Below are 25,589 nucleotides of genomic sequence, written 5' to 3'. Positions count from 1 at the left end.
CTTATATATTCAACGCCTGAAGCGAGCTTGTCCGCTGTGAAATCGGATTTCTTATGTCCTAGCAGGATGGAAAGCAATGATCGCTGCAGCTTAGTACGTGTGTAACGTTTTGTTTTTAGCGCATCAAGCAAGTCTTCAAATTGTGTGGAGGCGAGTTTGGGCAGAGAATTGCGAATGCGGTGCTCTAACCCTTCTGTAATTTCATGCAGACTAGCTAGGTCGTCTGTAGAACGAGTAATAATGGCATGCAGCAAAGGGCTTGTGTATTGATTCCAGCTTATTGGACTTCGATTAGCAGACCATTCCGCTTCTAGCGTACGATAGGTAGAATTTGGCATATAGGGACGAGCGGACTCGAGTGTATGCTGCTCTAGCAGCAGCTTGCGTATAGCAGTTGCGCTTGCAATTTGACTGTCTGAAATGGTGTCTTGATTGTATTGTGATTTTTCGCGTACAATTGTAAAAGGCTCCATGACACTGCCGATACGCTTCATCGCAAGTAAGTAGTGAAGAGCAAGCGTATGATTGGGTAAAGCAAACGGGAAACTTGATGCAGAAGAATGTCCTTGTTCCGCTAAATAGATGGATATGGCGCTGCTGTATGCGCTGGGGTAGCTCATTCCTGTCTGTAGAAGCTGCTTCAGATGGGCTTTGAAGGCAGGAGGCTCGTGAGCGACTAACTCTGCGGCATAGAGCAATGGATCAAGCTCGCCGCTTTCTGTGCCGAAGCATAATGAGTCTACAACACCTGTTGCCTCAAGTAAGGAGACAGCACCGAATGCAAACCATTCGGCAGCTTGAGTTGCATAGGCAACAGGCAGTTCAATTACAAGATCACAGCCGCCTTCAAGTGCGGTCTTCGCTCTCGACCATTTGTCGAGCAGAGCAGGCTCACCTCTCTGTAAGAAATGACCGCTCATTACAGCGACAACTGTGTCAGATTCCGTTATTTTACGCGATTGTTGTAAATGATAAAGATGACCGTTATGAAACGGGTTGTATTCGACGATGAGTCCAACGGTGCGCATTTTCCTTGTCCTCTCTTTGTTATAAGTTGGTTGTTTCACTATAGCACAGAGATGCGGTTCAATCACGAGCTGTGACAGACTACGGAATAACAGCGCGAAAATGTTGACAAAACAGTAGTCTGATAGATATAATAAACTTTGTTTGTTTGGGGTGATATAATGGAGTTTCATATTCAGGAAACGATGTCCAAAGGGTTAAAAACTACAGTTGACGAAGAGTTAGATGTTAGTTACCTTTTTAAAGGACGCCAAGATGTTTATCGTACAGGACCGCTCCAAGTATCGCTTCAGGTAACTGGACATGAAGGATTCATTGAGGTTGACGGCAAACTCACCGCTGATCTAGAATTAGCTTGTGTGCGTTGTCTGGACCCGGTTAAGGAGCATACGGTCATTCGCTTCTCAGAAGTATTCAAGCGTGCTTCGTCTGACGAGGTTCGTGATGAGGACTTAGAAGAAGAGGAAGACAGTGACTTCATTGAAGTAAATGCGGACAGATTGGATTTGAAGCCTTATGTGGAAGAAGCGCTTCAGTTATTTATTCCTTTTGCCCCGCTTTGCAGCCATGATTGTAAAGGTCTTTGTCAAACATGTGGAGAAAACTTAAATGAGCACAAATGCAGCTGCCCAACGGAGAAGACTGATTACCGTTTTGAAGCGCTAAAGGATCTATTTAAGGAATAAGCGATTTACCGATTGATTTTGTGAAGGAGGTGGGAAATATGGCAGTACCTCAACGTAGAACATCCAAGACTCGCCGTGATAAACGTCGTACACATTTCAAACTTGCAGTACCAGGCATGGTGAAATGTGAGCAATGCGGAGAGCTGAAATTGGCTCACCACGTATGCAAAGTTTGTGGATATTACAAGACAAAAGAAATCATTGCACAATAGTGGATTGATTTCAGTAATAGCACTTCATCATGTGGTGAGGTGCTATTTTTTTATGGTTTATTGCGCGATGGCGTATTTTTTTATATACTAAATTAGTACCAGGTGATAATATCTACTAACATACACATACTAATCATACTGATGGTTTCGAATAACGCAGGATGATTTATAAAATACATTAGTCACTATATATAGAAGGTGGTGCCGAACATCGAACGAATGCCCAAACGGCAGCGACATCAGCAGCTCGCGAGATTCATTGACGAAAATCCCTTTATTACCGATCGGGAGCTCACTCGTCTGCTAAAGGTAAGCATCCAGACGATTCGGCTAGACCGGATGGAGCTTGGCATCCCTGAGCTTAGAGAGYGATTGAAGTTGATGGCTGAACGGTCCTATGATTCTGTCCGATCACTGCCTCTACATGAAGTGATAGGTGATATTATTGATTTAGAATTAGATAAAAGCGGTATCTCAGTGTTTGAAATTCGTGAAGAACATGTCTTCTCGAGGACTGGGATTGCTCGCGGACACCATGTGTTCGCACAAGCGAATTCACTTGCAGTTGCTGTTATAGATGATGAAATTGCTCTTACCGTTACAGCAGATATAAGGTTTATTCGCCCGGTGAAGCTGGGTGAGAAATGTATTGCTAAAGCTTATGTTCGCTCCATTTCGGGAGAACGCAACAAAGCAAAGGTAGAGCTGTTTACGTATGTAGGCGATGAAATGGTGTTTCAGGGCAATTTTGTTATTTACCGTTCCGCAAGAGACACAGATGCTGGAGGAGGAGAAGAACATGCGGATCGCTATTGATGCAATGGGCGGTGACCATGCTCCGAACTTAATTGTGCAAGGTACAATAGATGCTGCGCTGCAGTGGCCGGATACAGAACTGCTGCTTGTTGGTGACACATCCACTATTGAGGCGCATATGAAGGGGCAAAAACCGGCTAATGTAACCATTTGTCATGCAGATGAGGTTATTGGTCCTGATGATGAACCTGTTAAGGCAGTACGTCGTAAAAAAAGCGCATCCATGGTTGTTGCGGGGCAATTGGTTCGCGAAAAACAAGCGGATGCGATGCTTTCCGCAGGTAATACAGGCGCTTTGATGGCCACTGGTTTACTAATTGTTGGACGGATGGACGGTATTGAAAGACCGGCGCTTGCGCCAATGATGCCAACGATTGATGATATCGGAATTCTTGCGCTCGATTTGGGTGCCAACATGGATGCAAAGCCGGAGCATTTGCTGCAATATGCGATTATGGGCAGTATTTATCGTGCAAAGGTGCATGGAATGAAAAACCCCCGCGTCGGATTGCTCAATGTTGGCACCGAAGTGAAAAAGGGAAATGAAATGACGAAAGCGGCTTATGAATTACTTCAGCAAGCTCCAATTAATTTTGTAGGCAATGTTGAAGCTAGGGACGTTTTGTCGCGTAATTGCGATGTCCTCATCTGTGACGGCTTTGCTGGTAATATTATGTTGAAGTCATTCGAAGGCGCTGCGGGAACTATTTTCTCCTCGCTTAAGGAATCCTTTAGTTCATCAATGATGACGAAGCTAGCTGCAGCAATTATGATGCCGAAGTTACGAATGCTAAAGAAAAAAATGGATTACAAGGAGCATGGCGGAGCGCCCCTGCTCGGACTAAACGGCCTCGTCGTGAAGTGTCACGGCTCTTCCGATGCACTCGCCGTTAAAAATGYGGTGCGTCAAGCACGTATTGCGATTCAGAGTCAATTAATTGAATCCATTGCAGCTGAAATCAACGGGAAGTGAGTGAGTAAAATGAGTTTACGTCCTGTAGGAATTATTGGAACAGGGAAATATGTTCCTGAACATATACTAACGAATTTAGAATTAGAAAAAATGGTGGAAACGAACGATGAATGGATCGTTACGCGTACTGGCATTAAGGAACGCCGGATTGCATCTTCATCTGAAGCGACATCTGATCTTGCGTATGAAGCATCAAGGAAAGCGATTGAGGCAGCGGGCCTGACAGCTGATGATATTGATCTCATTATTGTTGCTACGGTTACTCCAGACATGTATTTCCCATCGACTGCTTGCTTGTTACAGGATAAGCTTGGGGCAAAGAAGGCAGCGGCATTTGATTTATCGGCTGCTTGCTCAGGTTTTATTTATGGGTTGGCTACTGGTTCAAGCATGATCGCATCCGGCATGTATAAACATGTGCTTGTCGTTGGAGCAGAGACATTATCGCGTATTACAGATTATACCGACCGCAACACGTGCATTTTATTCGGAGACGGCGCTGGCGCTGTTGTACTTGGTCAAGTCGAAGAGGGCAGAGGATTCCGCTCGTTCGTGCTAGGTGCAGATGGCAGCGGCGGGGAACTCCTTAAAGTATCTGGAGGCGGGTCACGCGTTCCAGCAACAGCAGAAAGTATCTCAACGAAGCAGCACTTCATTCATATGGCAGGCAACGATGTATTCAAATTCGCGGTCCGTATTATGGGCGGTGCAGCTGAGGAAGCACTTGCGAAGGCGGGAATGACGAAGGAAGACATTGATTTGCTCGTACCACATCAAGCCAATATTCGCATTATTCAATCAGCTCTGAATAGATTGAATTTATCGGAAGATAAAGCAATGATTAACTTGGATAAGTACGGGAATATGTCAGCGGCGTCTATTCCAGTAGCGCTGGCTGAAGCGGTTGAGCAAGGACGTTTGAACAAAGGCGACACTCTAATGCTTGTTGGCTTTGGCGGCGGTCTAACATGGGGAGCATCAGCGATCGTATGGTAAGCATACTTCTGAAGTGAGTTTGCGTAAGCGAACTAGGATTATGCTTACGTAGTAAAATTTGCATTCGCAATTATGCTTACGAAGAAAAGTTTGCATTCGCAAACTAGGATTATGCTTACGAAGTAAAGTTTGCATTCGTAAATATGCTTACGAAGTGAGTTTGCATTCGCAAATATGCTTACGAAGTGAGTTTGCATTCGCAAACTCTTTGGAGAGGGGAATATCGTTGAGCAAAACGGCTTTTGTTTTTCCAGGGCAAGGCGCTCAGGTCGTAGGCATGGGCAAAGATATATATGAAGCATTTGAGAGTTCACACGCCATTTTTGATCAGGCGGATGAAGCCTTGCAATTTTCATTGAGCAGCCTCATATTTGAAGGCCCGGATGATAGCCTGAAACAAACGGCAAACACGCAGCCTGCGCTACTTACGGTTAGCGTTGCGATGCTTCAGGCGCTTGAGGGGCGAGGTCTGAAGCCTGATTATGTAGCAGGTCACAGTCTCGGTGAATATAGTGCTCTAGTTGCAGCAGGAGTAATCTCTTTCAAAGATGCGGTTCAAACCGTTCGCGCGCGCGGACAATTTATGGAGCATGCTGTTCCGAGCGGACAAGGTGCTATGGCAGCTGTACTTGGCGCAGAGCGCGATACGTTAGCTGCGCTATGTGCAGTAATTACAGCTGAAGGTTCAGTTGTTGAGCTTGCAAACGTGAACTGCCCTGGGCAAATTGTTGTTTCAGGTTCAGCTGCGGGTGTTCAAGCCGTTGTTGAACGCGGGAAAGAAGAGTCAGGTGCTAAACGTGTTATCCCACTTGAGGTTAGCGGACCTTTCCACTCATCACTTATGAAGTCTGCTGCTCAAAATCTTGAAGCAACACTTGCTGGAGTTACGATGCAAGATGCGGCTATACCGGTAGTTGCAAACGTAACAGCTCGTCCAGTAATAGCAGCAGGCGACATTCGCAGCTTACTTGTAGAGCAAGTGTATTCACCTGTATTATGGGAAGATAGCGTTCGCTATTTAATCGAGCAAGGTGTTGATACCTTTGTGGAAATTGGTTCAGGAACAGTACTCGCAGGGTTGATTAAGAAAATCGACAAAAGCGTTCGAGTGATTTCCATAAACAGTATTTCTGCGCTGGAATCGTTGCAGGTGAATTAGCCTATTTTGGAGGGGATATCATGTTCGCCAGCTTGGAAGGAAAGAAAGCGCTCGTAACCGGAGCCTCACGGGGTATTGGAAGAGCGATTGCAATTGCTTTGGCCGAGGCAGGTGCTGATGTTGCCATTAATTATTCAGGCAGCAAGGAGGCAGCGGCCGAAACGGCGCAAGCCGTAGAAGCTCTTGGAAGGCGCGCAATCATTATTCAAGCAAATGTCGGAAAAGTCATAGAATTTGAGACAATGGTGAAGGAAGTCATTGATCAATTCGGTGCGATTGACATTTTAGTGAATAATGCCGGCATTACAAGGGATAATCTTATCATGCGTATGAAGGAAGACGAGTTTGACCAAGTTATTGAAACGAACCTTAAAGGCGTTTTCAATGGCATTAAAGCGGTCACTCGTTCGATGATGAAGCAGCGTTCAGGCCGTATCATTAACATTTCATCCGTAGTTGGCGTGCTGGGTAATCCTGGACAAGCCAATTATGTGGCAGCGAAAGCGGGGGTTATCGGATTAACGAAAGCCAGCGCACGCGAGCTATCTTCACGAGGCATTACCGTGAACTGTGTTGCCCCAGGATTTATCCAGACTGAAATGACGGAGAAACTTCCGGAAGACATGCGTGAAGCATTGTCTGGTCAAATTCCGCTTGCCCGCCTCGGTGATCCGAGCGACATCGCGAATGCGGTTCGTTTTCTCGCATCTGATGCCGCTGCTTACATGACCGGTCAAACGATTCATGTAGACGGCGGGATGTATATGTAACTAAATTAATTCATCAACAATGAATTAAACGGTTACGTATGGCAATTTATCTTTAATTCTCGTATAATACCATGGAGGAGGTGAACCGGATGTCCGAAGTAGTAGATCGCGTAAAGCGTATCGTCATCGACCGACTAGGCGTTGACGAAGCGGAAGTTACAATTGAAGCTTCATTTAAAGATGACCTCGGCGCTGACTCTCTTGATGTCGTTGAATTGGTCATGGAGCTAGAAGACGAGTTTGATATGGAAATCTCTGATGAAGATGCAGAGACTATCACCACTGTGGGAGAAGTTGTTAAATACATACAATCTCATACGTAAGGAAGGACAAGTCCCGTTTTTTATAAACGGGACTTCTCTCCATGTCGATCGTTTTCAAAAATTTGGGTGGAGCTTAAGCGAAAGTGCTTTTATATAAATAAAAGATGATGCGGTATGGTCATCTACATTGCTGTATTAGAGGTGAATGGAATGAAACAAAGAGTTGTCGTTACCGGCATGGGAGTTATGACATCATTGGGCTCCGAGTTGGAGCAGTTTTGGAATAATTTGTTGGATGGGAAGTCTGGAGTCTCCGTAGCCGAGGCATTCGATTTCTCAGAATATCCAACACGAATTGCTGCAGAGATCAAAAATTTCAACCCTGAAGATTACAACCTGGATAGAAAAGAAGCTCGCAGAATGGATCGTTTCGTACAATTTGCAGCAGTTGCAAGCCAGATTGCGGTTAAAGATGCAGCTTTGCAAATCGGTGAAAATGCTGATGCTGAACGCGTCGGTGTTATGATCGGTTCGGGTATTGGCGGTCTTGGCACGTGGGAGGATCAGCATAATATCCTGCTTGAGAAGGGCCCCAAACGCGTAAGTCCTTTTTTTATTCCAATGATGATCGCGAATATGGCTTCTGGTCAAGTGTCTATCCTTACTGGTGCGAAGGGTCCTAATAGTACGGCGGTTACCGCTTGTGCGACTGGAACTCACTCCATCGGTGATTCGTTCAAATTGATTCAACGCGGCGAAGCTGATGTGATGATATGCGGCGGAGCAGAAGCAACAATTAGGCCGACAGGCATGGCTGGATTCTGTTCCATGCGGGCGATGTCCGTACGCAACGATGAGCCTGAGAAAGCAAGTCGTCCTTTTGACATCGGTCGTGACGGTTTCATTATGGGTGAAGGTGCTGGCGTACTAGTGCTTGAATCACTGGAGCACGCTCAAGCGCGCGGAGCTAAGATTTATGCGGAAGTCATTGGATATGGTATGAGTGGTGATGCTCATCATATGACCGAACCAGATCCTGATGGCGCTGCTCGTTGTATGACGAAGGCGATCAAGGATGCAGGCCTAGAGCCAACGGATATCGATTACATCAATGCACATGGTACTTCAACGCCAGTTGGTGACAGATCAGAAACATCTGCCATTAAGAAAGCGCTCGGAGACCACGCTTATAAAGTTGCGGTAAGCTCGACAAAGTCGATGACTGGGCATTTGTTAGGCGCAGCGGGCGGTGTAGAAGCGGTTATTATCGGGTTAACGCTCAAAAACGGTATTATCGCTCCGACTATTAATTTAGACAATCCAGACCCAGAATGCGATTTGGATTATGTACCTAATAAACCTCGTAAAGCGAACGTACAAGTTGCGATGTCCAATTCGTTTGGTTTTGGCGGTCATAACGCGACGATCGTGATGAAAGTATATGAAGCATGACCCCTTTCATGAGCTGCAGCAACGTCTGCAGCTCAGTTTCAAAAAGACAAAGCTGCTGAAGCAAGCTTTCACTCATACTTCCTATGTAAATGAACACAAACGTGGTTCAGCCCAAGATAATGAGCGCTTGGAATTTCTAGGAGATGCAGTGCTACAGCTGTTAGTGTCTGAATATTTGTTCTCTGTATACCCAACAAGGCCAGAGGGTGAGCTTACAAGGATGCGTGCATCTATTGTCTGTGAGCCTTCACTAGCGCAATTTGCTGAACGGCTGGATCTTGGATCACATGTACTTCTCGGACGCGGTGAGGAGCAGCTAGGCGGAAGACAACGTCAAGCTTTACTCGCGGATTTGTTCGAATCATTTGTCGGAGCCATTTTCTTGGACGCAGGCATTGAACGGACAAGAGCTTTCCTCGGTGAGCATATGTTCCCATTTGTCGAATCTAATGATTATGGCTTATTGGTAAAGGATTCGAAGTCCAGGCTGCAAGAACGGTCGCAGCATCATGGTCTCGGCATGGTTGAGTATCGTATTATTGAAGAACGTGGACCTGCACATGATCGCGAGTTCGTCGTTGAAGTATATCTCGGTGAAGAGCGCTTCGGCGTTGGTGCTGGGAGGACGAAGAAGGAAGCGGAGCAACGTGCAGCTGCTGAGGCATGGCTGACGTTGTCGCAGGAACCGGTTTGACCATAAGAGAGAGTGTTTCTGGAGGTCCAATAGACCTAAAGATCGCTCTCTTTTTTGTCGAATTGAGGGATCAAACTGGTTATCAGAGCTTGTGAGTTGTGGTACAATGAGGGGTGAGGTGAAAACCAAGTCATGTTTCTGAAACGGATTGAATTATCAGGCTTTAAATCTTTCGCCGACAAAACGGAAATGGAATTTGTAACCGGGATCACTGCGGTGGTCGGGCCAAATGGCAGCGGTAAAAGTAACATTTCTGACGGCATCCGCTGGGTTCTGGGTGAGCAAAGCGCCAAGAGTTTGCGCGGCGGCAAGATGGAAGATATTATTTTCGCCGGGAGTGACTCTCGGAAAGCGGTAAATTATAGTGAGGTTTCTTTAACGCTCGATAATTCTGACGGCGCCTTGCCGCTTGAATATAATGAGGTGACGGTAACTCGCCGTGTGCACCGAAGCGGAGATAGTGAGTATTTAATTAATAAACAGCCATGTAGACTGAAAGATATAACCGAGCTGTTCATGGATACGGGAATAGGCAAAGAGGCATATTCCATAATCGGACAAGGTCGGATCGAAGAAATTTTAAGTACGCGCTCGGAGGACCGGCGCGGTATTTTTGAGGAAGCGTCAGGAATTGTTAAATTTAAGTCACGTAAACGTGAAGCTCAAAGAAAGATGGATGAAACAGAGCAAAACCTGCTGCGGATTCACGATTTGGTGTCGGAGCTTGAGGATCAGGTTGAGCCTCTGCGTAAGCAATCCGAGAAGGCTATTTACTTTAAAGAACTCAAAGGACAACTGAAAACAAAAGAGATTTCGATGTATGTACATAACATTGAACAGGTTCACAGCACATGGTCGGAGGCAAATGCCAAGCTAGAGCGTTTGCAGAAAGAGCAGCTCCAGCTATCAAGTGTCGTCAGCAAGCATGATGCTCATTTGGAGAAGGATCGTATGCAGCTTCGAGAGCTTGAGCTTGCGCTGGATCAGTTGCATGAATCTATGCTTCAAATTAGTGAGGACTTTGAGAAAAGTGAAGGCTATGGAGAAGTACTCAAAGAGCGTAAGCGTAATCTCGATCAGAACAAGAAGCAGCTAGAAGAATCGATTGCCGCGCAGGATGCTCGTATTAGTATGCTTACAAAAGAAGAAGCTGAGTTCCGCAGCCGCGCGGCTGCACTTGAACTGCAGCTGGCTGATTTGCGATCTAAGCTTGCTGAAGAGGAATCGAATTTGCTTGGGGTAGCAGGCGGAACGGTCGTTGATGCGGAAGAGACATTAAAGGGTGAGCTGCTTGAAGTGCTGAGCTCGATGGCCCAGCACCGCAATGAGATTAGATACGCTTCTCAGCAACAGGAAACCCTACAGCGGCGTATGGAACGGATTAGCGAGGATGAAACAAAATGGTTGGAGCAGCAGACACGTCTAGATAATAGACGCTCCGAGCTAGCGCTAGCGCTTGAAGCAACATTGGCTCGTCTTGAAGAAGCGAGAAATCGCACATTAACGGAGTCAGAACTAACGAGAACGATTTCGCAAGGCCTTGATGAAGTAACTATGGCCATACGCAAGTGGGAGCAAAAGCTCGACAGCCACATATCAAGACGTGACACGATGAAGGAAATGCAGGATGCGCTTGATGGCTTCATGCAGGGGGTTAAGGAAGTATTAAAGGCGTCTAGGCGTGGAAATGGCGGCATAAGCGGCGTTCATGGTGCGGTAGCTGAGCTTATTCGAGTTCCGGAACGTATTGAAATGGCAGTTGAAACGGCGTTAGGCGGAGCATTGCAGCATATCGTAATGGAAGATGAGAAGTCTGCTCGAACGGCAATTGGATTTTTGAAGCAGCGCCAACTTGGTCGAGCTACTTTTTTACCGCTAGATGTTATTCGCAGCAGACAAGTACCTGAGCATGATAAGCGCACTGCTGAAGCCGTTGAAGGATTTGTTGGCGTGGCGGCAGATCTGGTCGGCTGCGATTCTCGCTATCAGGCTATAGTGAACAGTCTGCTTGGGAATGTGCTGCTTGCCGAAACTCTGGAACAAGCGAACCGAATAGCTTCAAAGTGTCAGTATAGATATCGCGTAGTTACACTAGAAGGCGATGTAGTTAATGCTGGTGGATCGATGACGGGAGGAAGCTTGCAGAAGAAGGGCGCGAGCTTACTAGGACGTCAACGTCAGATCGATGCGCTTGATACCGAAATTGCTGATGCGCGCAAAATGGTCGAACAGCTGCGTGACAAGCTCAGTGATTTACGGAAAGAGCAATCGATTCGTACGCATAATATTGAAGAGCTGAGATCGAAAGGCGAGCAAAGCCGTATCGAGGAGCAGCAAATTCGTGCGGAGCTTCAACAATTGCATAATGAGGCGAAGCATTTGGATGAGCAGCGTCAGTTGTACTCCGCTGATCGGAACACGCATCAATCCGAGCAGAAGGATGTGCAGGCGGCAGCAAGTGCAGCCGAGGTTCGGCTAGCACAGCTTGTATTGGATGAAGCGAGACTGCAAGAAGCCATCCGTCTTGCAGAGAATCGGCGCAAAGCAAGTGAATCTGCGAAGGAAGAGCTGCAGGTTCAACTGACGGATATAAAAATTGCTGCTGCGAAGACAGATCAAGAGAAGCTCTCATTCGAAGATCAGTCAGCCCGCGTACGTACGGACATTCAACGTGCTAAACAAGAAATTTCAGGGCTTCGCTCGATGGCAGCACAGCAAGAAGAAGAATTGACTCGTCACAATGAAGAGACGGTCAAGCAAATTGAACAGCTCAATCACTTGCGGTTAAAGAAACTGGAGTGCGCAGAGCAGACGGACCTGAAGCGTGCAGCGAGAGCGCAGCGCGTTCTAGAGCTGGATCAGGGCGAGAGCGAGACAAAGGAGCAACGAGCTCAGCTTAGATTAGTTGAGGAGCAAATGCGACAGACTGAAATCGCTGCGAATAGGTTTGATGTGGAGCTCGATAATATGCTTCGCAAGCTAAGTGAAGAATATGAACTCAGCTTCGAGCTGGCGAAGGAGAACTATCCGATTCCAGAGGATGTACTCGGGACTCAGAATGATGTTCGCGACTTGAAACGTAAAATTACCGCACTTGGCGATGTCAATTTAGGCGCTATCGATGAATATGATCGTGTTAAAGAACGATTCGAATTTTTATCAGCTCAGAAGGACGATCTCGTCGAGGCAAAAACGACACTATACCAGGTTATTCGTGAAATGGACGATGAGATGTCCAAGCGCTTCAAAACAACGTTCGAAGCGATACGCGGTCATTTTAGTATCGTATTCGCCAAGCTTTTCGGAGGCGGCCGTGCAGATCTTGTACTAGTGGAGCCAGATCGAGTGCTTGATACGGGAATCGATATTGTAGCGCAGCCGCCGGGCAAGAAGCTGCAAAATCTACAGCTGCTGTCGGGCGGAGAGCGTGCTCTAACGGCAATAGCGCTGCTTTTTGCAATTTTGCAGGTGAAGCCGGTTCCGTTCTGTGTGCTTGATGAGGTTGAGGCGGCTCTGGATGAAGCCAACGTCTCTCGTTTTGCACAATATTTGCGAGAGTTCTCAGAGCTTACGCAATTTATCGTCGTGACGCATCGCAAAGGCACGATGGAAGAGGCTGATGTACTCTATGGGGTTACGATGGAAGAAGGCGGCGTATCCAAGCTGGTATCCGTCCGATTAGAGGAAGAAGATTCGTTATCTGCTTAAATAGAGAAAGAGCTGTTAATGTGAGGATGGAGGAGTTGGAACGATGAGTTTTTTTAAAAGACTGAAGGAAAGCATCGCTACAAAGACAGAAGCGGTGACGAATATTTTCAAAGAAGGCTTATCGAAGACACGGACTGCGTTTGTAGAGAAAGTAGAAGAGCTTATTACGCGCCGCAAAAAAATCGACGAGCAGTTTTACGAAGAGCTTGAAGAAATACTGATAGGCGCGGATGTTGGTGTAAATACAGTTATGCAACTGATCGATGAGCTGCGTGTAGAGGTGAAAAAGCGTAAGATCGAGGATGCAGCTGACCTGCAGCCTGTTCTATCGGAGAAGCTTATTCAGCTGATGAAGGGTGATGATCACTCCGGTCTACGGATGGCTTCAAGCGGAATAACAGTTATTTTGTTTGTTGGCGTTAATGGTGTTGGTAAAACGACAACGATTGGTAAGCTTGCCCATAAGTTTAAAAGCGAGGGTAAAAGCGTACTAATGGCGGCAGGCGATACGTTCCGTGCAGGTGCGATCGAGCAGCTCGAGGTATGGGGCGAGCGTGTAGGTGTGGATGTGATCAAGCAGCAGTCAGGCTCTGATCCAGCGGCAGTAATGTTTGATGCCGTACAAGCTGCAAAGCAACGTGGCGTTGATGTGCTTCTTTGCGATACGGCTGGAAGACTACAAAACAAATCCAATCTGATGGAAGAATTGAACAAAATTTTTCGTGTTATTCAACGTGAACTTCCGGACGCACCTCATGAAGTATTGCTTGTCCTTGATGCAACGACGGGTCAAAATGCGCTTAGCCAAGCGAAACTGTTCGGTGAGAAAAGCGGCGTTACGGGTCTTGTGCTGACTAAGCTGGATGGCACAGCAAAGGGCGGTATTGTTATTGCGATTCGAAATGAATTGAGTTTACCTGTTAAGCTGGTTGGTCTCGGCGAAAAGATGGGCGACCTGCAGCAATTCGATTCTGAGCAATTCATACATGCGCTATTCGCTGGATTAATTCAGCGAGAAGAAGAAAAAGAAGAGACGGAATCGTCCACATAATAGGCGAACTACAGCGGCTTTTTGGGCTCGACCAAAAAATTGATTTAGGTGACAAGGTGAAAAGCTTGACAGCGGCCTATATTGTCCTGTATTATAAAAGACGTTGTCAGGTGTAAAGGCTTTTCCCTTGACGGGGTGAATACTTACAAGGTCAGATTTGCAGGAGGGGCGATGGGGATGAAAGCTAATGAACCAGATGCCTTATCTAAGACAACCCGGATCAATTTATTGTTCGACTTTTATGAGCCGTTGTTAACAGAAAAGCAGCGGACGTTCCTTAAATTATATTTTCACGATGATTTCTCACTAGGTGAGATTGCTGCTGAATTCACAATTAGCCGTCAAGCTGTATATGAACATATTAAGCGGGCTGAGCAAGTGCTTGAAGGCTATGAAAGCAAGCTAAGCTTACTGGTTAGACACGAGTCGCTGTTGCAGTTAACCGCTGAACTCGTAAACAATGTAAATGAGCTTCCAATAGCTGAGCAGGATAAGCAAGCGCTTATGAGTGTAATTACACAATTTAGAGCAGCAGACATAAATAATTAGAATGGAGGTGACGGTACATGGCAGCATTTGAAAGCTTATCAACGAGGCTTCAAAATGTATTCAGCAAGCTGAAGGGCAAAGGCAAGGTGTCCGAGGAAGATGTTGGTGAAGCAATGCGTGAGGTTCGACTGGCTCTGCTAGAGGCGGACGTTAACTTTAAAGTCGTCAAAGACTTTATCGCAAAGGTGAAGGAACGAGCAATCGGACTGGAAGTAACGAAGAGCTTTACGCCTGGCATGGTCGTCATCGATATCGTAAACAAAGAGCTTACCGAGCTCATGGGCGGTACACAGAGTAAACTAGCCAAGGCAAACAAGCCGCCAACCGTAATCATGATGGCTGGTTTGCAAGGTGCTGGTAAGACCACGACTTCCGGTAAGTTGGCAAAGCTTCTTCAAAAGGGTAATCACAAACCGCTGCTAATTGCATGTGATATCTATCGCCCGGCTGCAATCAAGCAGTTGCAAGTACTTGGTGAGCAAATCAATGCACCAGTATTCTCATTAGGTGATAAAACTTCACCAGTTGAGATTGCGCGAGCTGGAGTCCAGCATGCTAAGGACAACGGTAACGATTACGTCATCATCGATACAGCTGGTCGTCTACATATCGATGAAGAGCTGATGGAAGAGCTTAAGCAAATTCATAAGCTGACTAACCCTGATGAAGTATTGCTTGTAGTCGATGCAATGACGGGACAAGATGCGGTCAACGTTGCACAGAGTTTCCATGAGCAGCTTGAGCTTACAGGTGTTGTACTGACCAAACTCGACGGCGATACCCGCGGTGGCGCGGCGCTTTCGGTTAAAGCAGTAACCGGCTGTCCGATTAAGTTCGCAGCTATGGGTGAGAAAATTGACTCCTTGGAGGCTTTCCATCCAGAGCGTATGGCATCTCGAATTCTCGGAATGGGCGACATGCTTTCACTTATTGAGAAGGCGCAGTCGAACATTGATGCAGATAAAGCGGCTGAGATGGAACGTAAGATGCGTACTGCAGAATTTACATTTGATGACTTTCTTGACCAAATGGAGCAGGTTAAAAAGCTCGGTCCACTTGATCAGATTATGGATATGCTGCCCGGCATGAACAAGATGAAGGGCTTGAAGGATATGAAAGTTGATGAGAAGCAAATTGGACGCATTGAAGCGATCGTTCGTTCCATGACGAAAGCCGAGAAGGAAAAGCCTGAGCTTCTTAATCACAGTCGTCGCAAACGCGTTGCAGCCGGAAGCGGTACAACGATTGTTGAGGTCAATAGACTGATCAAGCAGTTCGACGATATGAAGAAAATGATGAAGCAATTTTCATCGATGATGGGGCCGAAAGGACCAAAAGGCGGCAAGAAGGGCCTTAAAGGTATGCTCGGAAAAAATATGAAATTCCCGTTTTAATAGCTGTTTACTCTTTGAAGGAGGTGAATTTTCATGGCAGTACGTATTCGTTTGAAAAGAATTGGTGCTCACAAAGCTCCTTTCTACCGTGTAGTTGTATCGGACTCCCGTTCACCACGTGACGGACGTTTTATCGAAGAAATCGGTACTTATAACCCGGTTGCACAACCGGCTCAAGTTAAGATTGACGAAGAGAAAGCGTTGAAATGGTTGCAAACAGGAGCACAAGCTTCTGATACCGTTCGTGACTTGCTTTCAAAAGCTGGTGTAATGAAGAAGTTCCATGAGCTTAAGCAACAGAAATAACTGTTGAACAGCGGAGGGCCTTGAGATGAAAGAATTGATTCTTGTCATAGCGAAGGCTTTGGTCGATCATCCCGATCAAGTGCAAATTAATGTAAAGGATGATGACCGAGGCACGATATACGAGCTTTCGGTTCACCCCGAGGATATCGGTAAAATCATCGGTAAACAGGGACGCATTGCGAAAGCGATGCGAACGGTTGTGACTTCTGCTTCCGTTAAATCGCAAAAGCGCGTTATCGTCGATATTATGTCGTGATACGTGCAACGAGAAAAGAGTTAGGATATATATCCTAACTCTTTTCTTGATATATAGGATTTTAAAAGTTTACACATTATAAATGTACTTACATACTGTGGCAAAACGAACGCTTTTTCCGTAGAAGACGGGAACATCCATTTACGCTTGTAAATCGGCTTCGTTCTCTAACGTGGAACGAAGCTGATTTTGCGGGTATAATACGGATATACACATACGAAGGGCTGGTTGCAATGAACGGAAAATGGTTTACGGTCGGGAAAGTCGTTAATACGCACGGTATCAAGGGAGAGCTTAAAATACTTTCGCAAACGGATTTCGCTGAGGTAAGGTTTGCTTCAGGTAAGAAACTCCTTATGTTAAATGAAGAAAATGGCACATCAATGGAAATTAAAATTATTAGCTCTCGTGCTCACAAAAATGTATATATACTTAAAATAGAAGGTTTTAATGATATTAATGTGGTCGAGAAATACAAAGGCTGGGTACTTAAAGTGTCAGAAGCGGAAATGGCCCCTCTAGATGATGGCGAATATTATTATCATGAAATTATTGGCTGCCGTGTGGTGACTGAGGAAGGCGAAGAGCTAGGCGTGATATCTGAAATTCTTAGTCCAGGCGCTAACGATGTATGGGTTGTTGATCGTCCAAAAAGCGCAGGCAAACAGCTGTTGCTGCCCGTAATTGATGAAGTCTTAATTAATGTGAACATTAATGAGAAAACCGTTACGGTGCGTTTGATGGAAGGATTGATCTAATCGATGAAAATAGATGTGCTGACGCTGTTTCCAGAAATGTTCGACGGTGTGTTTGGAGCGAGTATTCTCGGAAAAGCGAAGGAAAAAGGAATTGTAGACTTGCAGGCTATCAATTTCCGTGCGTATTCGAATAACAAGCATAATACAGTCGATGACTACCCCTACGGTGGCGGCGGCGGAATGGTGTTAAAGGCAGAACCGGTATTTGCAGCAGTTGATCAGTTGATGTCAGAAGCAGAGACACAACCCCGCGTTATATTGATGTGTCCGCAAGGAGCTCCGTTCACTCAGCAGAAGGCGGAGGAGCTTGCTAAGGAGCAGCATCTCGTGCTTATCTGTGGTCATTACGAAGGTTATGATGAACGGATTCGCGAGCATCTAGTAACGGACGAGCTGTCAATCGGCGATTATGTGCTTACTGGTGGAGAGATACCTGCTATGACTGTCATTGATAGTGTGGTTAGGCTGTTGCCTGGCGTACTTGGAAACGAAACGTCAGCAGTAACGGATTCTTACAGTACGGGGCTCTTGGAGCATCCGCATTATACGCGTCCAGCGGAATTTCGCGGTTGGGAAGTGCCTGATGTGCTCATATCCGGTCATCATGCGAATATTGAGGTATGGCGCCGTGAGCAATCCTTGCTGCGGACGCTACAGAGGCGTCCTGACATGCTTAAGCACGCGGAGCTGACAGATAAGGAACGGAAGTGGCTGGCTGGCATGGCGCGCAAACAGAGCGAGCAGAAGGCTAGCGAGGCAACAAAGTGAGCTCATACTCTTGAAGTAAAGAGAAGCTGTAAGCGATAAAACGTCGCCTGCAGCTTTTTTGTGGTAAAAAGTAAGTGGTAAAGGTAAAACCATTAAGGTTATGGCGAGTAAAAGTTTTGGGTATAATAGATTTTATAATCACCGCCAAAAGCTACGCCAGTTCCGATTCTTTCCAGCTTGCTATTGAGTAACGCTTCACGATGCCCATCATCGGAGTCCATCCAGCCGTAGTGAGCATAGATGCTATTCACGTAACCAGCTGCTATGTTTTCGGCTGACATTGTGTACTTAATTCCTTTGGCCTTCATACGGTCGAAGGGAGACAACCCATCGGTATTTTGATGGCTAAAATAGTTGTTAGACCGCATATCTGAACTGTGTGCGCGGGCGGATGCGGCTGCGAGCTTGTCCCATTTTAATAAGGGAATATTACGTTGAGCGCGCTCGGCGTTTGTTAAATCGAATAATTGCTGTTCAAAGGGCAATTGCTGCTTGCTTGTATATGTTGTCGGCATATTTTGGAGACTAGTTTGATTCATTTGGAGTATGCCAATAATTTTACTGCTGTCATGATTGTCTAGAAATAATGTAGTCTTCACATTTTCAGTTATATATGTGTAGTAGTCATCCTGTTGCTTCGATTTGCGGAGTGGGTCTACCAGCTTCATAGCATCAGAAAGTGTCTGACCTATATAGACGCCATTTATCATTTTCCAGTTGCTATCTTCGTTGGAGAAGAGTGCTACCACTCGGTCATTTAGAATGCCAAACATCATGAGCTCGCTATAGTTTTTGTTATATACATACCATGAGAAGACTTGCTCACTGGGATCGATCCGTGAAGGTTTGCCAAGCAGCAGCTCTACCTTTTGAACTGAATCATTCATAGCGATATGAGCTAATGCCGTGTTGGTTTGAGCTAATTTAATGGAAGATAGCGATTGTGAATGAAGCTTGAGATTATAAAAAAAAGTTAGTGCTTCGGCGCGCGTAAGTTTGCCGTTTGGTACAAATCCATTTACGGTGGCTGAGGAACGGCCATTGGAAATATGCTCATCAAGCAGCCATTGAATGGCGCTTTTCTCTGTGAATGTTCGTCCGTTTGCTGCAGAAGCCATAAGCAAGGCGGCTTGTCCACGTCGAAACGATTTTGCATCATTAACGTAAGTTAATGGCCAGTTTAGCTTATTTGCAAAAAGGTAATAATTTTTGTACCATGCATCCTCGTCTGAAGAAGTGGGAGGTACTAAGTTATAAACTCGCAGCAGCATTGCTAAAAACTCTGCTTCATTAATAAGGCGATTAGGTTGGAATGATCCGTCGCTATAGCCTTCCGTTAGATGTTCTTCGACGGCCCAAGCTATGTATGATTGTGCCCAATGTCCTGTTGTGTCAGTAAAAGTTAAAGGCTGAGCAGAGGCATGAATGGGAGCAATTGTAGAAAGAGAGAGAACAAGGATAATCATAGAATAACAGCTTTTCTTCACAAATTGCGTAATTCGTATGATTTGTTTCCATTTACACAAAGATTCACAACCTTTCTTGTCCATGTATGCTTTTTAAGTATACAGCAAAAGACATTTGAACAAACGTATTGTATTGTAGCGCCCAGTGTGGTAAAATTTCTAGTGTTGTTCGTATTAATCGGGCGGTCCGCTATTAGCGATGAACCAATTCACTGGAATTCGGTGAGCTATAAGAACGTCTATGGTGGAAGGAGTGAATCCAATGAATCTTTTGCAAACAATCGCGCAAGAAAACCTGCGCACAGATCTACCGAACTTTCGTCCTGGTGACACGCTTAAAGTTCACGTAAAAGTTATCGAGGGAACTCGTGAGCGGATCCAATTGTTCGAAGGCGTTGTAATTAAACGTCACGGCGGCGGAATCAGCGAAACATTTACAGTACGTAAAATTTCTTACGGTGTTGGAGTGGAAAGAACTTATCCTCTTAACTCGCCTAAGATCGAGAAACTAGAAGTTGCTCGTCGTGGTAAAGTTCGTCGTGCGAAATTGTACTACCTTCGCGAACTTCGCGGTAAAGCAGCAAGAATTAAAGAAATTCGTTAAGATCAGATTACAAGAGGGGCTTGCGCAAACAAGCTCCTTTTCGTATTTCTTAATATATAAGAACTTATAAGTTTTCACTTATAAACACGCTTATATATCCATGAAACGAACGCATAAGCCGCGAGGGACGGTGAAGCCGTTTACGCTTGGAAGAGATAAACGGTATGATTTCAACCATATGTACCGGCTTATCTTAGAGCTAAGGGTTATCTGCGCTTGATTGTCTTACATATTACAGCAATTGGGAAGAGGCGAGCAGAGTGGATTCACAACAGCGGAATGACGATCCAACCACTGATAATGGCAATGAAACGAAGCATACACAAGCGAATGTGGACAACCAGCAACCCATTTCGGAAGGAACTTTATCCCGTTCGTCTGGATCTAGAAAACAGGGCGGAGCGTACAAAGAAACCGTAGAATGGGTTAAAGCATTAGTTATTGCGGTTGTACTCGTTTTTCTCATTCGCACGTTTTTATTTTCCCCGTTTATTGTGGACGGAAGATCGATGCAGCCGAATTTTGAAAATGGCGAAAGACTCATTGTTAACAAAATTTTATATAACATCCGTGAGCCGAAATTCGGTGAGGTCGTTGTGTTCGATGTGCCGGAGCAGGACAGAAAGTTCATTAAGCGGGTTATTGGCTTGCCGGGTGATAAGATCAGAATCGAGGGTGACGATCTATTTATCAACGATCAGAAAATCGATGAGCCTTATATAAAGGAAGCCATTGAAGAAGCACATGCCAAAGGTGAACTATACAACGGTGTGGGTTCTCAATATAACTTCCCTAATGATGCTGTTCCGGAAATGACAGTGCCGGAAGGTACGATTTTTGCACTTGGAGATAATCGTAGTGACAGCTCTGATAGCCGTTATATTGGTTTTGTTAAGGATGAAGAATTAGTTGGACGAGCTGACATTATTTTTTGGCCATTGAACAAACTAGAGTTTATTAAGCATTGGAAGTAAATGAGGTGATGTAATGACCATTCAATGGTTCCCGGGTCATATGACTAGGGCAAGACGAGAAATACAAGAAAAATTGAAGCTTATAGACATCGCCATTGAATTATTGGATGCTCGGGTTCCACTTTCGAGCCGTAATCCGATGATCGAAGAGATTTTGAGTGGAAAACCACGTCTAATTGTATTGAATAAATCTGATTTGGCTGACTCAAAGACTACGGAGCAATGGATCGCTTATTTCCGCAATGAAGGACATGAGTGCATAGCTCTTGATTCAAATACAGGAACTAGAGTTGGCGATATTACAGTAAAATCTAAAGAAATTTTGCATGAGAAAATATCTCGTCAAATTTCAAAAGGAATCAATCCGCGTGCTATGCGTGGCATTATTGTCGGTATTCCTAACGTTGGGAAATCTACTCTAATTAACAGGCTGGCTGGACGTAACATTGCTTTAACTGGTGACCGGCCAGGTGTTACGAAAGGACAGCAATGGATTAAAATAGGCAGCGAAATGGAACTGCTAGATACTCCAGGTATTTTGTGGCCGAAGTTTGAAGATGCGCTTGTTGGCTTCCGTCTTGCTATGACTGGAGCAATCAGAGAGCAGATTTTAAATGTGGATGATATTGCTTTTTTCGCGATGCGCGAGCTGGTTGAACGTTATTGGCCGACGATTAAGGAACGTTATGAGCTTGATACACCACCAAAGTCTTTGGACGACAATGAAGAAATCGTACGTGTGATGGAAGAAATTGGACGTCGCAGAGGCTGCTTGATCAGTGGTGGACGAGTCGATTTGGAGAAAACGTCAGGTATTATTTTGCGTGATCTTCGTTCGGGCAAGCTCGGACGCATTACGTTGGAAGCACCTCCTTATATAGTCGGATAAGGAATAGGAATGGATTTATAGATCGGGGGAACGTAACGTGCTGCAGTATGAACAGTCGTTATGGACTGAAGGTTTTACGGCGATTGCAGGTGTCGATGAGGTTGGGCGAGGGTGCTTGTTCGGTGATGTTGTAGCCGGGGCCGTCGTTATGCCTCCACATGTTGTGATCGAAGGTGTAAATGATTCGAAAAAGCTGTCCGAGAAAAAGCGTGATCAGCTGTATGATATTATTTTGGAACAGTGCTTGGCTTGGTCAGTAGCCCGTGTTGATGCGGCGACGGTTGATCGTATAAATATCAAGCAAGCAGCAAGACTCGCTATGAAGCTTGCTGTAGAAGATTTACAAGTTAAGGCTGATTATTTGCTGGTTGATGCAGAAAAGGTAGATGTGCCGCAGCCTCAGCTTTCGATCATTAAAGGGGATGCCACGAGCCAGTCCATTGCGGCCGCATCGATTGTGGCCAAGGTGACTCGAGATCGACTTTGCGCTAATGAGTGGGAGCAGCAGTACCCGGACTATGGCATTGCTATACACAAAGGGTACGCTACTAAGCTGCACCGGGAGCAGTTGTTAGCAAAAGGGCCAAGCCCTCTGCACCGGAAAACATTTTTGGGTAATTTGTTTACGGCCGAGCAGTTGCAATTGATTTAAATGATTTAAAAGGTTTATTTTTATTAGGAGTAGGCATTTGACGCTCTTTGATTGTGTAAGGCATTAATTGCCTCGGACAATTAAGGGGCTTTTTTTTGTGGAGCTGAGATTAATTAGGGAGGAACCTCAAGGGAAGGCTCAGTTTAGCCGATATAAGGTTTATAGCTTTGAATGATTCAAGTGTAGGATCGGATTATAAAGCAATAGGCTTACATGTAGACACATGGGATACGGGCGCTGAGGCGACGGAGGCGAATATATAGATGAATGTTAGTCAAATGATGAGAAGCTTGCTAGGTGAAGCATCTGGCGGTGATTCACGGGCGATGGAGCTGAAAACGGGGCAAGTGGTGCGTGGCGTGGTCATGCAGGTGCTGGAAAATAATGAAGCTATCGTTCAGATTAATGGTGTACAGGTACGGGCTAAGCTGGAGGTGCCGCTACAAGCGGGCCAGTCAGCTATTTTGCAGGTGCAGCCGGATTCTAGTGGAGCTATTGTTATGTTGAAGGCGATTGAGCCGGGGGCTGCAGGGCTGCCGGAGGATACCTTCAAGGAATGGGCGAAGCAGCTGGTTCTGCCTGATAGGAAATGGGCGGTTGAGATCGTTAAGGATTTGCGAAAAGAAGGCGTAATCCTTAATCGCGAGGTTGCTCAGCAGTTTCAACTAGCGGCAGCTGCGATGCCAGCTGGCGCCGATGCTGAGCAATGGATGCAGGCGTCAGCGGCGGCGTTTAAGCGGGGATTGCCGCTGACGGGCGCGACTGTAGCTGCACTGCAGCAAGTGATGTTCGGGCGAAGTGCGCACGAACTGCTTGATTCGCTGCAGGGGCAGCTCGCGGCAACTGCTGGCGCCGCTGACGGCGATTCTGCGGCGTCAGAAGGCGGCAGTGAGGCAAAGCCGTTGCCGCCTGCGGCAGCGCGTGTACAAGCGCTGCTCGCGGAGGGTGCGGCATTGCTGCGCGGCGCAGCAGCAGCTGCCGGTGCTCCGTCGCGGGTGAGCGGAGCGGCGGCGGGTGGTGTTGGTGGTGCGAGCGCTGGGGCAATGCAAGCGTCGCTTGGTTCTGGAGCTGGGCAAGCGGTGCCAGCAGCGCTGCCTGGAGGCACGGAGGCGGCAGTGCAAGCCGCGCGGGCTGCTCTGTTAGCTGCTGCGGGAGGAACAGCTCAAGCTCAGGCAACAGCGCCGGAGGGAGTTAATGCTTCCGATACAGCTGCACCCCAAGCATCGAGAGTTGCAGGAAACTCACCAAACTGGATAGGTCAGATGATGAAGTGGCTTGGTGTGGACTATGAGCTGCAGCTTTCCAAAGCATTCCTTGCGGATTCACAGCCACAACAACAGACACAGCAGACGAATCAGGCTACGGGAGCTCAATCATCGCAAGCCTCACAAACAGATCCAGCCTTAGGTGTTCGAGCTAATCCTTCTGGATTAGCAACACCGTCAAGTGGTATTGCACCTACAGCTGATTTAGTAGATGGCCAAGCGGCGGCAGCTGGAAAAACGGAAACAACGCAAGCAGATAATCAGCAAACGAGCCGACTAGCGGACTCGCGTCAATTGACGGAGCGTGCTTTATCCGCGGTATTCACTCCTGGAGGGGCTGTGGCTGATAGCAGTGGGACTATAGATGTATCCAAGCAGATGCAGCAGCATGAATCGCTTAAAAGCGCGTTATTGTCTTTAGTAGCGTCAGATGATATTCCGCCAGCAATGAAAGAGACCGCTCAGCAGCTTGTTCAACAAATAACAGGTCAACAGTTACTACTGACACCTGAGAGGAATAGCTCTGTGCTTACACATGTGACAATGTTTATTCCGCTACATAACGAGGATGGAAGTCAAACTGCATCGGTTCATATTCAAACGAGACGTGGACGTAAGGGGGAGTTAGATGCTTCGAATTGCCGCTTATTGTTTAATTTGTCGATGAAAACGCTCGGCGATACGATGGTTGATGTTCATGTAATGGACAAAATTGTGAGCTTGAATTTATGGAATGACCATCCTGCCATTTCAACACTTGCCGAATCCTCGCGATTAGAGATAACGGAAAGCTTGCAGCAAGCGGGTTATCAGCTGTCTTCATTACGGACAACACCTTTGCCAAAAGCGAATGAGCAGCCTATGGAGACAACGAGCTCAACGAAGATTCCGCAGCCGCCTGATTTGTCTCAATTTTCGTCTACGCGCTACAAAGGAGTCGATTTCCGAATATGAGCAGTGAGACTTACAATAAACCTCAGCAAAGCCGTATGAAAAAAGCGGTAGCTTTAAAATACGAGCCCGGCGGTGAAAGAGTAGTCCCGGTAATAGTCGCAAAGGGCAAAGGGCATACCGCAGATTTAATATTAGAGAAAGCAATAGAAAATGGCATACCTGTACAGGAAGACTCATCGCTTGTTGAGGTTCTCTCGAAATTGGATATCGATCAGGAAATACCTGCTGAGCTGTATACATTAGTCGCCGAAATATTAAGCTTCGTATATCGCTCTGATCGCAAAGCGAGGGATTTGAATAGTGATTAATGGTGAGCAGTTTGGAAATGAAGAGGAAAGTAAGCTAAACATTTCAACGAAGAAGGATTCAAGGCAGCAAATAGGTAAGCTTGGCGAGGACGCAGCAAGTGACTTTTTACAGCAAGCTGGTTATTCTATTCGTAACCGCAATTGGAAATGCCGCAGCGGTGAGATCGACATTGTTGCGGAGCATGCAGGTAGAATTATTTTTGTGGAGGTACGTACTCGAAAGCATGAGGGCAGGTTTGGAACAGCAGCTGAATCTGTTGATCGTCGAAAGCAGCAGCAAGTGAGAGAAACCGCGCAGGTCTACTTGAAGAGTATGAAACTTTTCGACCATCTCATACGGTTTGATGTTATTGCTGTAATTGTGGAACAGAACGGCTTGAACCATACGTGTAAACATTATGAGAGTGCATTTTGAAGATGAACAGCTTATTAGAAAACTTACCGCTCACAAATCATAGTTGTCTTGAAAATTAGCGTACTGCAAATGGTATGCTTTTTTTTATTCAGCCATAACTAAATCCCATACATATGCGTCTAAACTAGGGGGAGGCGAATGTTTATTATTTTATGTAACTGAAGCGTCCGTCCGTGATACACACATGGATAAGGTTATCGAGGATATTAGAACCATCTCGAAATA

At 46.0% G+C, this 25,589-nt stretch carries 27 protein-coding genes; 25 read left to right on the top strand and 2 right to left on the bottom strand.

All coding sequences use genetic code 11. The features are described from left to right. A partial coding sequence (locus AC1DWN_RS05270; protein WP_477557884.1) for a nucleotidyltransferase occupies positions 1-1,028 on the bottom strand: 1,028 nt, incomplete at its 3' end. Between the two features lie 159 nt (positions 1,029-1,187). On the opposite strand from AC1DWN_RS05270, the gene AC1DWN_RS05265 reads away from it, so the two are divergent. The 18 genes from AC1DWN_RS05265 (at position 1,188) to trmD (ending at position 17,837) form a co-directional block, all read left to right on the top strand. Further along, positions 1,188-1,712 carry a YceD family protein gene (locus tag AC1DWN_RS05265; RefSeq protein WP_477557883.1) on the top strand — a complete coding sequence of 175 codons (525 nt, stop codon included), beginning with the start codon at positions 1,188-1,190 and terminating at the stop codon, positions 1,710-1,712. 38 nt (positions 1,713-1,750) lie between these two features. Beyond that, positions 1,751-1,924 (top strand): 50S ribosomal protein L32, encoded by a 174-nt coding sequence (gene rpmF, locus AC1DWN_RS05260; protein WP_042160385.1) that lies wholly within the window; start codon positions 1,751-1,753, stop codon positions 1,922-1,924. Between the two features lie 219 nt (positions 1,925-2,143). Continuing rightward, the gene (gene fapR, locus AC1DWN_RS05255) at positions 2,144-2,740 is read left to right on the top strand and encodes a transcription factor FapR (protein ID WP_477557885.1); all 597 of its coding nucleotides are present in this window, start codon (positions 2,144-2,146) and stop codon (positions 2,738-2,740) included. Beyond that, on the top strand, positions 2,724-3,713 hold the full coding sequence (plsX, locus tag AC1DWN_RS05250; RefSeq protein WP_477557882.1) for a phosphate acyltransferase PlsX: 990 nt from the start codon (positions 2,724-2,726) through the stop codon (positions 3,711-3,713). Before fapR ends, plsX begins: the two co-directional genes overlap by 17 nt. 9 nt (positions 3,714-3,722) lie before the next feature. Beyond that, positions 3,723-4,709 carry a beta-ketoacyl-ACP synthase III gene (locus AC1DWN_RS05245; RefSeq protein ID WP_477557881.1) on the top strand — a complete coding sequence of 329 codons (987 nt, stop codon included), beginning with the start codon at positions 3,723-3,725 and terminating at the stop codon, positions 4,707-4,709. Between the two features lie 226 nt (positions 4,710-4,935). Then, positions 4,936-5,868, top strand: coding sequence for an ACP S-malonyltransferase (gene fabD, locus AC1DWN_RS05240; protein ID WP_477557880.1), 933 nt, complete (start codon positions 4,936-4,938; stop codon positions 5,866-5,868). A gap of 20 nt (positions 5,869-5,888) precedes the next feature. Beyond that, positions 5,889-6,638, top strand: coding sequence for a 3-oxoacyl-[acyl-carrier-protein] reductase (fabG, locus tag AC1DWN_RS05235; RefSeq protein WP_477557879.1), 750 nt, complete (start codon positions 5,889-5,891; stop codon positions 6,636-6,638). An 89-nt stretch (positions 6,639-6,727) separates the two neighbouring features. Beyond that, entirely contained in the window at positions 6,728-6,961 is a 234-nt protein-coding gene (locus AC1DWN_RS05230) for an acyl carrier protein (protein ID WP_102712222.1), read from the top strand. A gap of 150 nt (positions 6,962-7,111) precedes the next feature. Beyond that, positions 7,112-8,353, top strand: a complete 1,242-nt coding sequence (fabF, locus tag AC1DWN_RS05225; protein WP_477557878.1) for a beta-ketoacyl-ACP synthase II — start codon at positions 7,112-7,114, stop codon at positions 8,351-8,353. After that, the gene (gene rnc / locus AC1DWN_RS05220) at positions 8,343-9,047 is read left to right on the top strand and encodes a ribonuclease III (RefSeq protein ID WP_477557877.1); all 705 of its coding nucleotides are present in this window, start codon (positions 8,343-8,345) and stop codon (positions 9,045-9,047) included. The genes fabF and rnc overlap by 11 nt, the downstream gene beginning before the upstream one ends. A gap of 132 nt (positions 9,048-9,179) precedes the next feature. Next, positions 9,180-12,755, top strand: a complete 3,576-nt coding sequence (gene smc, locus AC1DWN_RS05215; protein ID WP_477557876.1) for a chromosome segregation protein SMC — start codon at positions 9,180-9,182, stop codon at positions 12,753-12,755. Positions 12,756-12,798: 43 nt separating this feature from the next. Next, positions 12,799-13,806, top strand: a complete 1,008-nt coding sequence (gene ftsY, locus AC1DWN_RS05210) for a signal recognition particle-docking protein FtsY (protein WP_477557875.1) — start codon at positions 12,799-12,801, stop codon at positions 13,804-13,806. Positions 13,807-13,983: 177 nt separating this feature from the next. Further along, complete coding sequence (gene ylxM / locus AC1DWN_RS05205) at positions 13,984-14,355, top strand: YlxM family DNA-binding protein (RefSeq protein WP_477557874.1); 372 nt, start codon at positions 13,984-13,986, stop codon at positions 14,353-14,355. A gap of 17 nt (positions 14,356-14,372) precedes the next feature. Then, positions 14,373-15,749 carry a signal recognition particle protein gene (gene ffh, locus AC1DWN_RS05200; protein ID WP_477557873.1) on the top strand — a complete coding sequence of 459 codons (1,377 nt, stop codon included), beginning with the start codon at positions 14,373-14,375 and terminating at the stop codon, positions 15,747-15,749. A gap of 33 nt (positions 15,750-15,782) precedes the next feature. Next, positions 15,783-16,055, top strand: a complete 273-nt coding sequence (gene rpsP / locus AC1DWN_RS05195) for a 30S ribosomal protein S16 (RefSeq protein WP_102712208.1) — start codon at positions 15,783-15,785, stop codon at positions 16,053-16,055. Positions 16,056-16,080: 25 nt separating this feature from the next. After that, positions 16,081-16,311, top strand: a complete 231-nt coding sequence (locus AC1DWN_RS05190) for a KH domain-containing protein (RefSeq protein WP_053375695.1) — start codon at positions 16,081-16,083, stop codon at positions 16,309-16,311. Positions 16,312-16,544: 233 nt separating this feature from the next. After that, entirely contained in the window at positions 16,545-17,069 is a 525-nt protein-coding gene (gene rimM / locus AC1DWN_RS05185) for a ribosome maturation factor RimM (protein ID WP_477557872.1), read from the top strand. Between the two features lie 3 nt (positions 17,070-17,072). Then, a complete protein-coding gene (gene trmD / locus AC1DWN_RS05180) occupies positions 17,073-17,837 on the top strand; it encodes a tRNA (guanosine(37)-N1)-methyltransferase TrmD (RefSeq protein WP_477557871.1) in 765 nt (254 codons plus the stop codon). A gap of 98 nt (positions 17,838-17,935) precedes the next feature. Here trmD and AC1DWN_RS05175 read toward each other — a convergent pair whose 3' ends face one another. Then, entirely contained in the window at positions 17,936-19,363 is a 1,428-nt protein-coding gene (locus AC1DWN_RS05175) for a CAP domain-containing protein (RefSeq protein WP_477557870.1), read from the bottom strand. A 202-nt stretch (positions 19,364-19,565) separates the two neighbouring features. Here AC1DWN_RS05175 and rplS point away from each other — a divergent pair, with 202 nt between their 5' ends. From rplS to AC1DWN_RS05140, 7 genes are all read left to right on the top strand, one after another. Then, positions 19,566-19,907: a 50S ribosomal protein L19 gene (rplS, locus tag AC1DWN_RS05170; protein ID WP_475808515.1), complete on the top strand. Its 342-nt coding sequence runs from the start codon at positions 19,566-19,568 to the stop codon at positions 19,905-19,907. 260 nt (positions 19,908-20,167) lie between these two features. Continuing rightward, entirely contained in the window at positions 20,168-20,881 is a 714-nt protein-coding gene (lepB, locus tag AC1DWN_RS05165; RefSeq protein ID WP_477557869.1) for a signal peptidase I, read from the top strand. 13 nt (positions 20,882-20,894) lie between these two features. Then, entirely contained in the window at positions 20,895-21,770 is an 876-nt protein-coding gene (gene ylqF / locus AC1DWN_RS05160; protein ID WP_477557868.1) for a ribosome biogenesis GTPase YlqF, read from the top strand. A gap of 37 nt (positions 21,771-21,807) precedes the next feature. Then, complete coding sequence (locus AC1DWN_RS05155; protein WP_477557867.1) at positions 21,808-22,422, top strand: ribonuclease HII; 615 nt, start codon at positions 21,808-21,810, stop codon at positions 22,420-22,422. 263 nt (positions 22,423-22,685) lie between these two features. Next, positions 22,686-24,641, top strand: coding sequence for a hypothetical protein (locus AC1DWN_RS05150; RefSeq protein WP_477557866.1), 1,956 nt, complete (start codon positions 22,686-22,688; stop codon positions 24,639-24,641). Next, positions 24,638-24,949 (top strand): EscU/YscU/HrcU family type III secretion system export apparatus switch protein, encoded by a 312-nt coding sequence (locus tag AC1DWN_RS05145; protein WP_477557865.1) that lies wholly within the window; start codon positions 24,638-24,640, stop codon positions 24,947-24,949. The genes AC1DWN_RS05150 and AC1DWN_RS05145 overlap by 4 nt, the downstream gene beginning before the upstream one ends. Then, a complete protein-coding gene (locus tag AC1DWN_RS05140) occupies positions 24,942-25,364 on the top strand; it encodes a YraN family protein (RefSeq protein ID WP_477557864.1) in 423 nt (140 codons plus the stop codon). The genes AC1DWN_RS05145 and AC1DWN_RS05140 overlap by 8 nt, the downstream gene beginning before the upstream one ends. The last annotated feature ends 225 nt before the right edge of the window (positions 25,365-25,589 follow it).

The sequence above is a fragment of the Paenibacillus sp. P4_A7 genome, assembly GCF_056402455.1.
The sequence above is the reverse complement of the archived record's forward strand: the minus strand, read 5'-3'. Positions and strand labels throughout refer to the sequence as shown.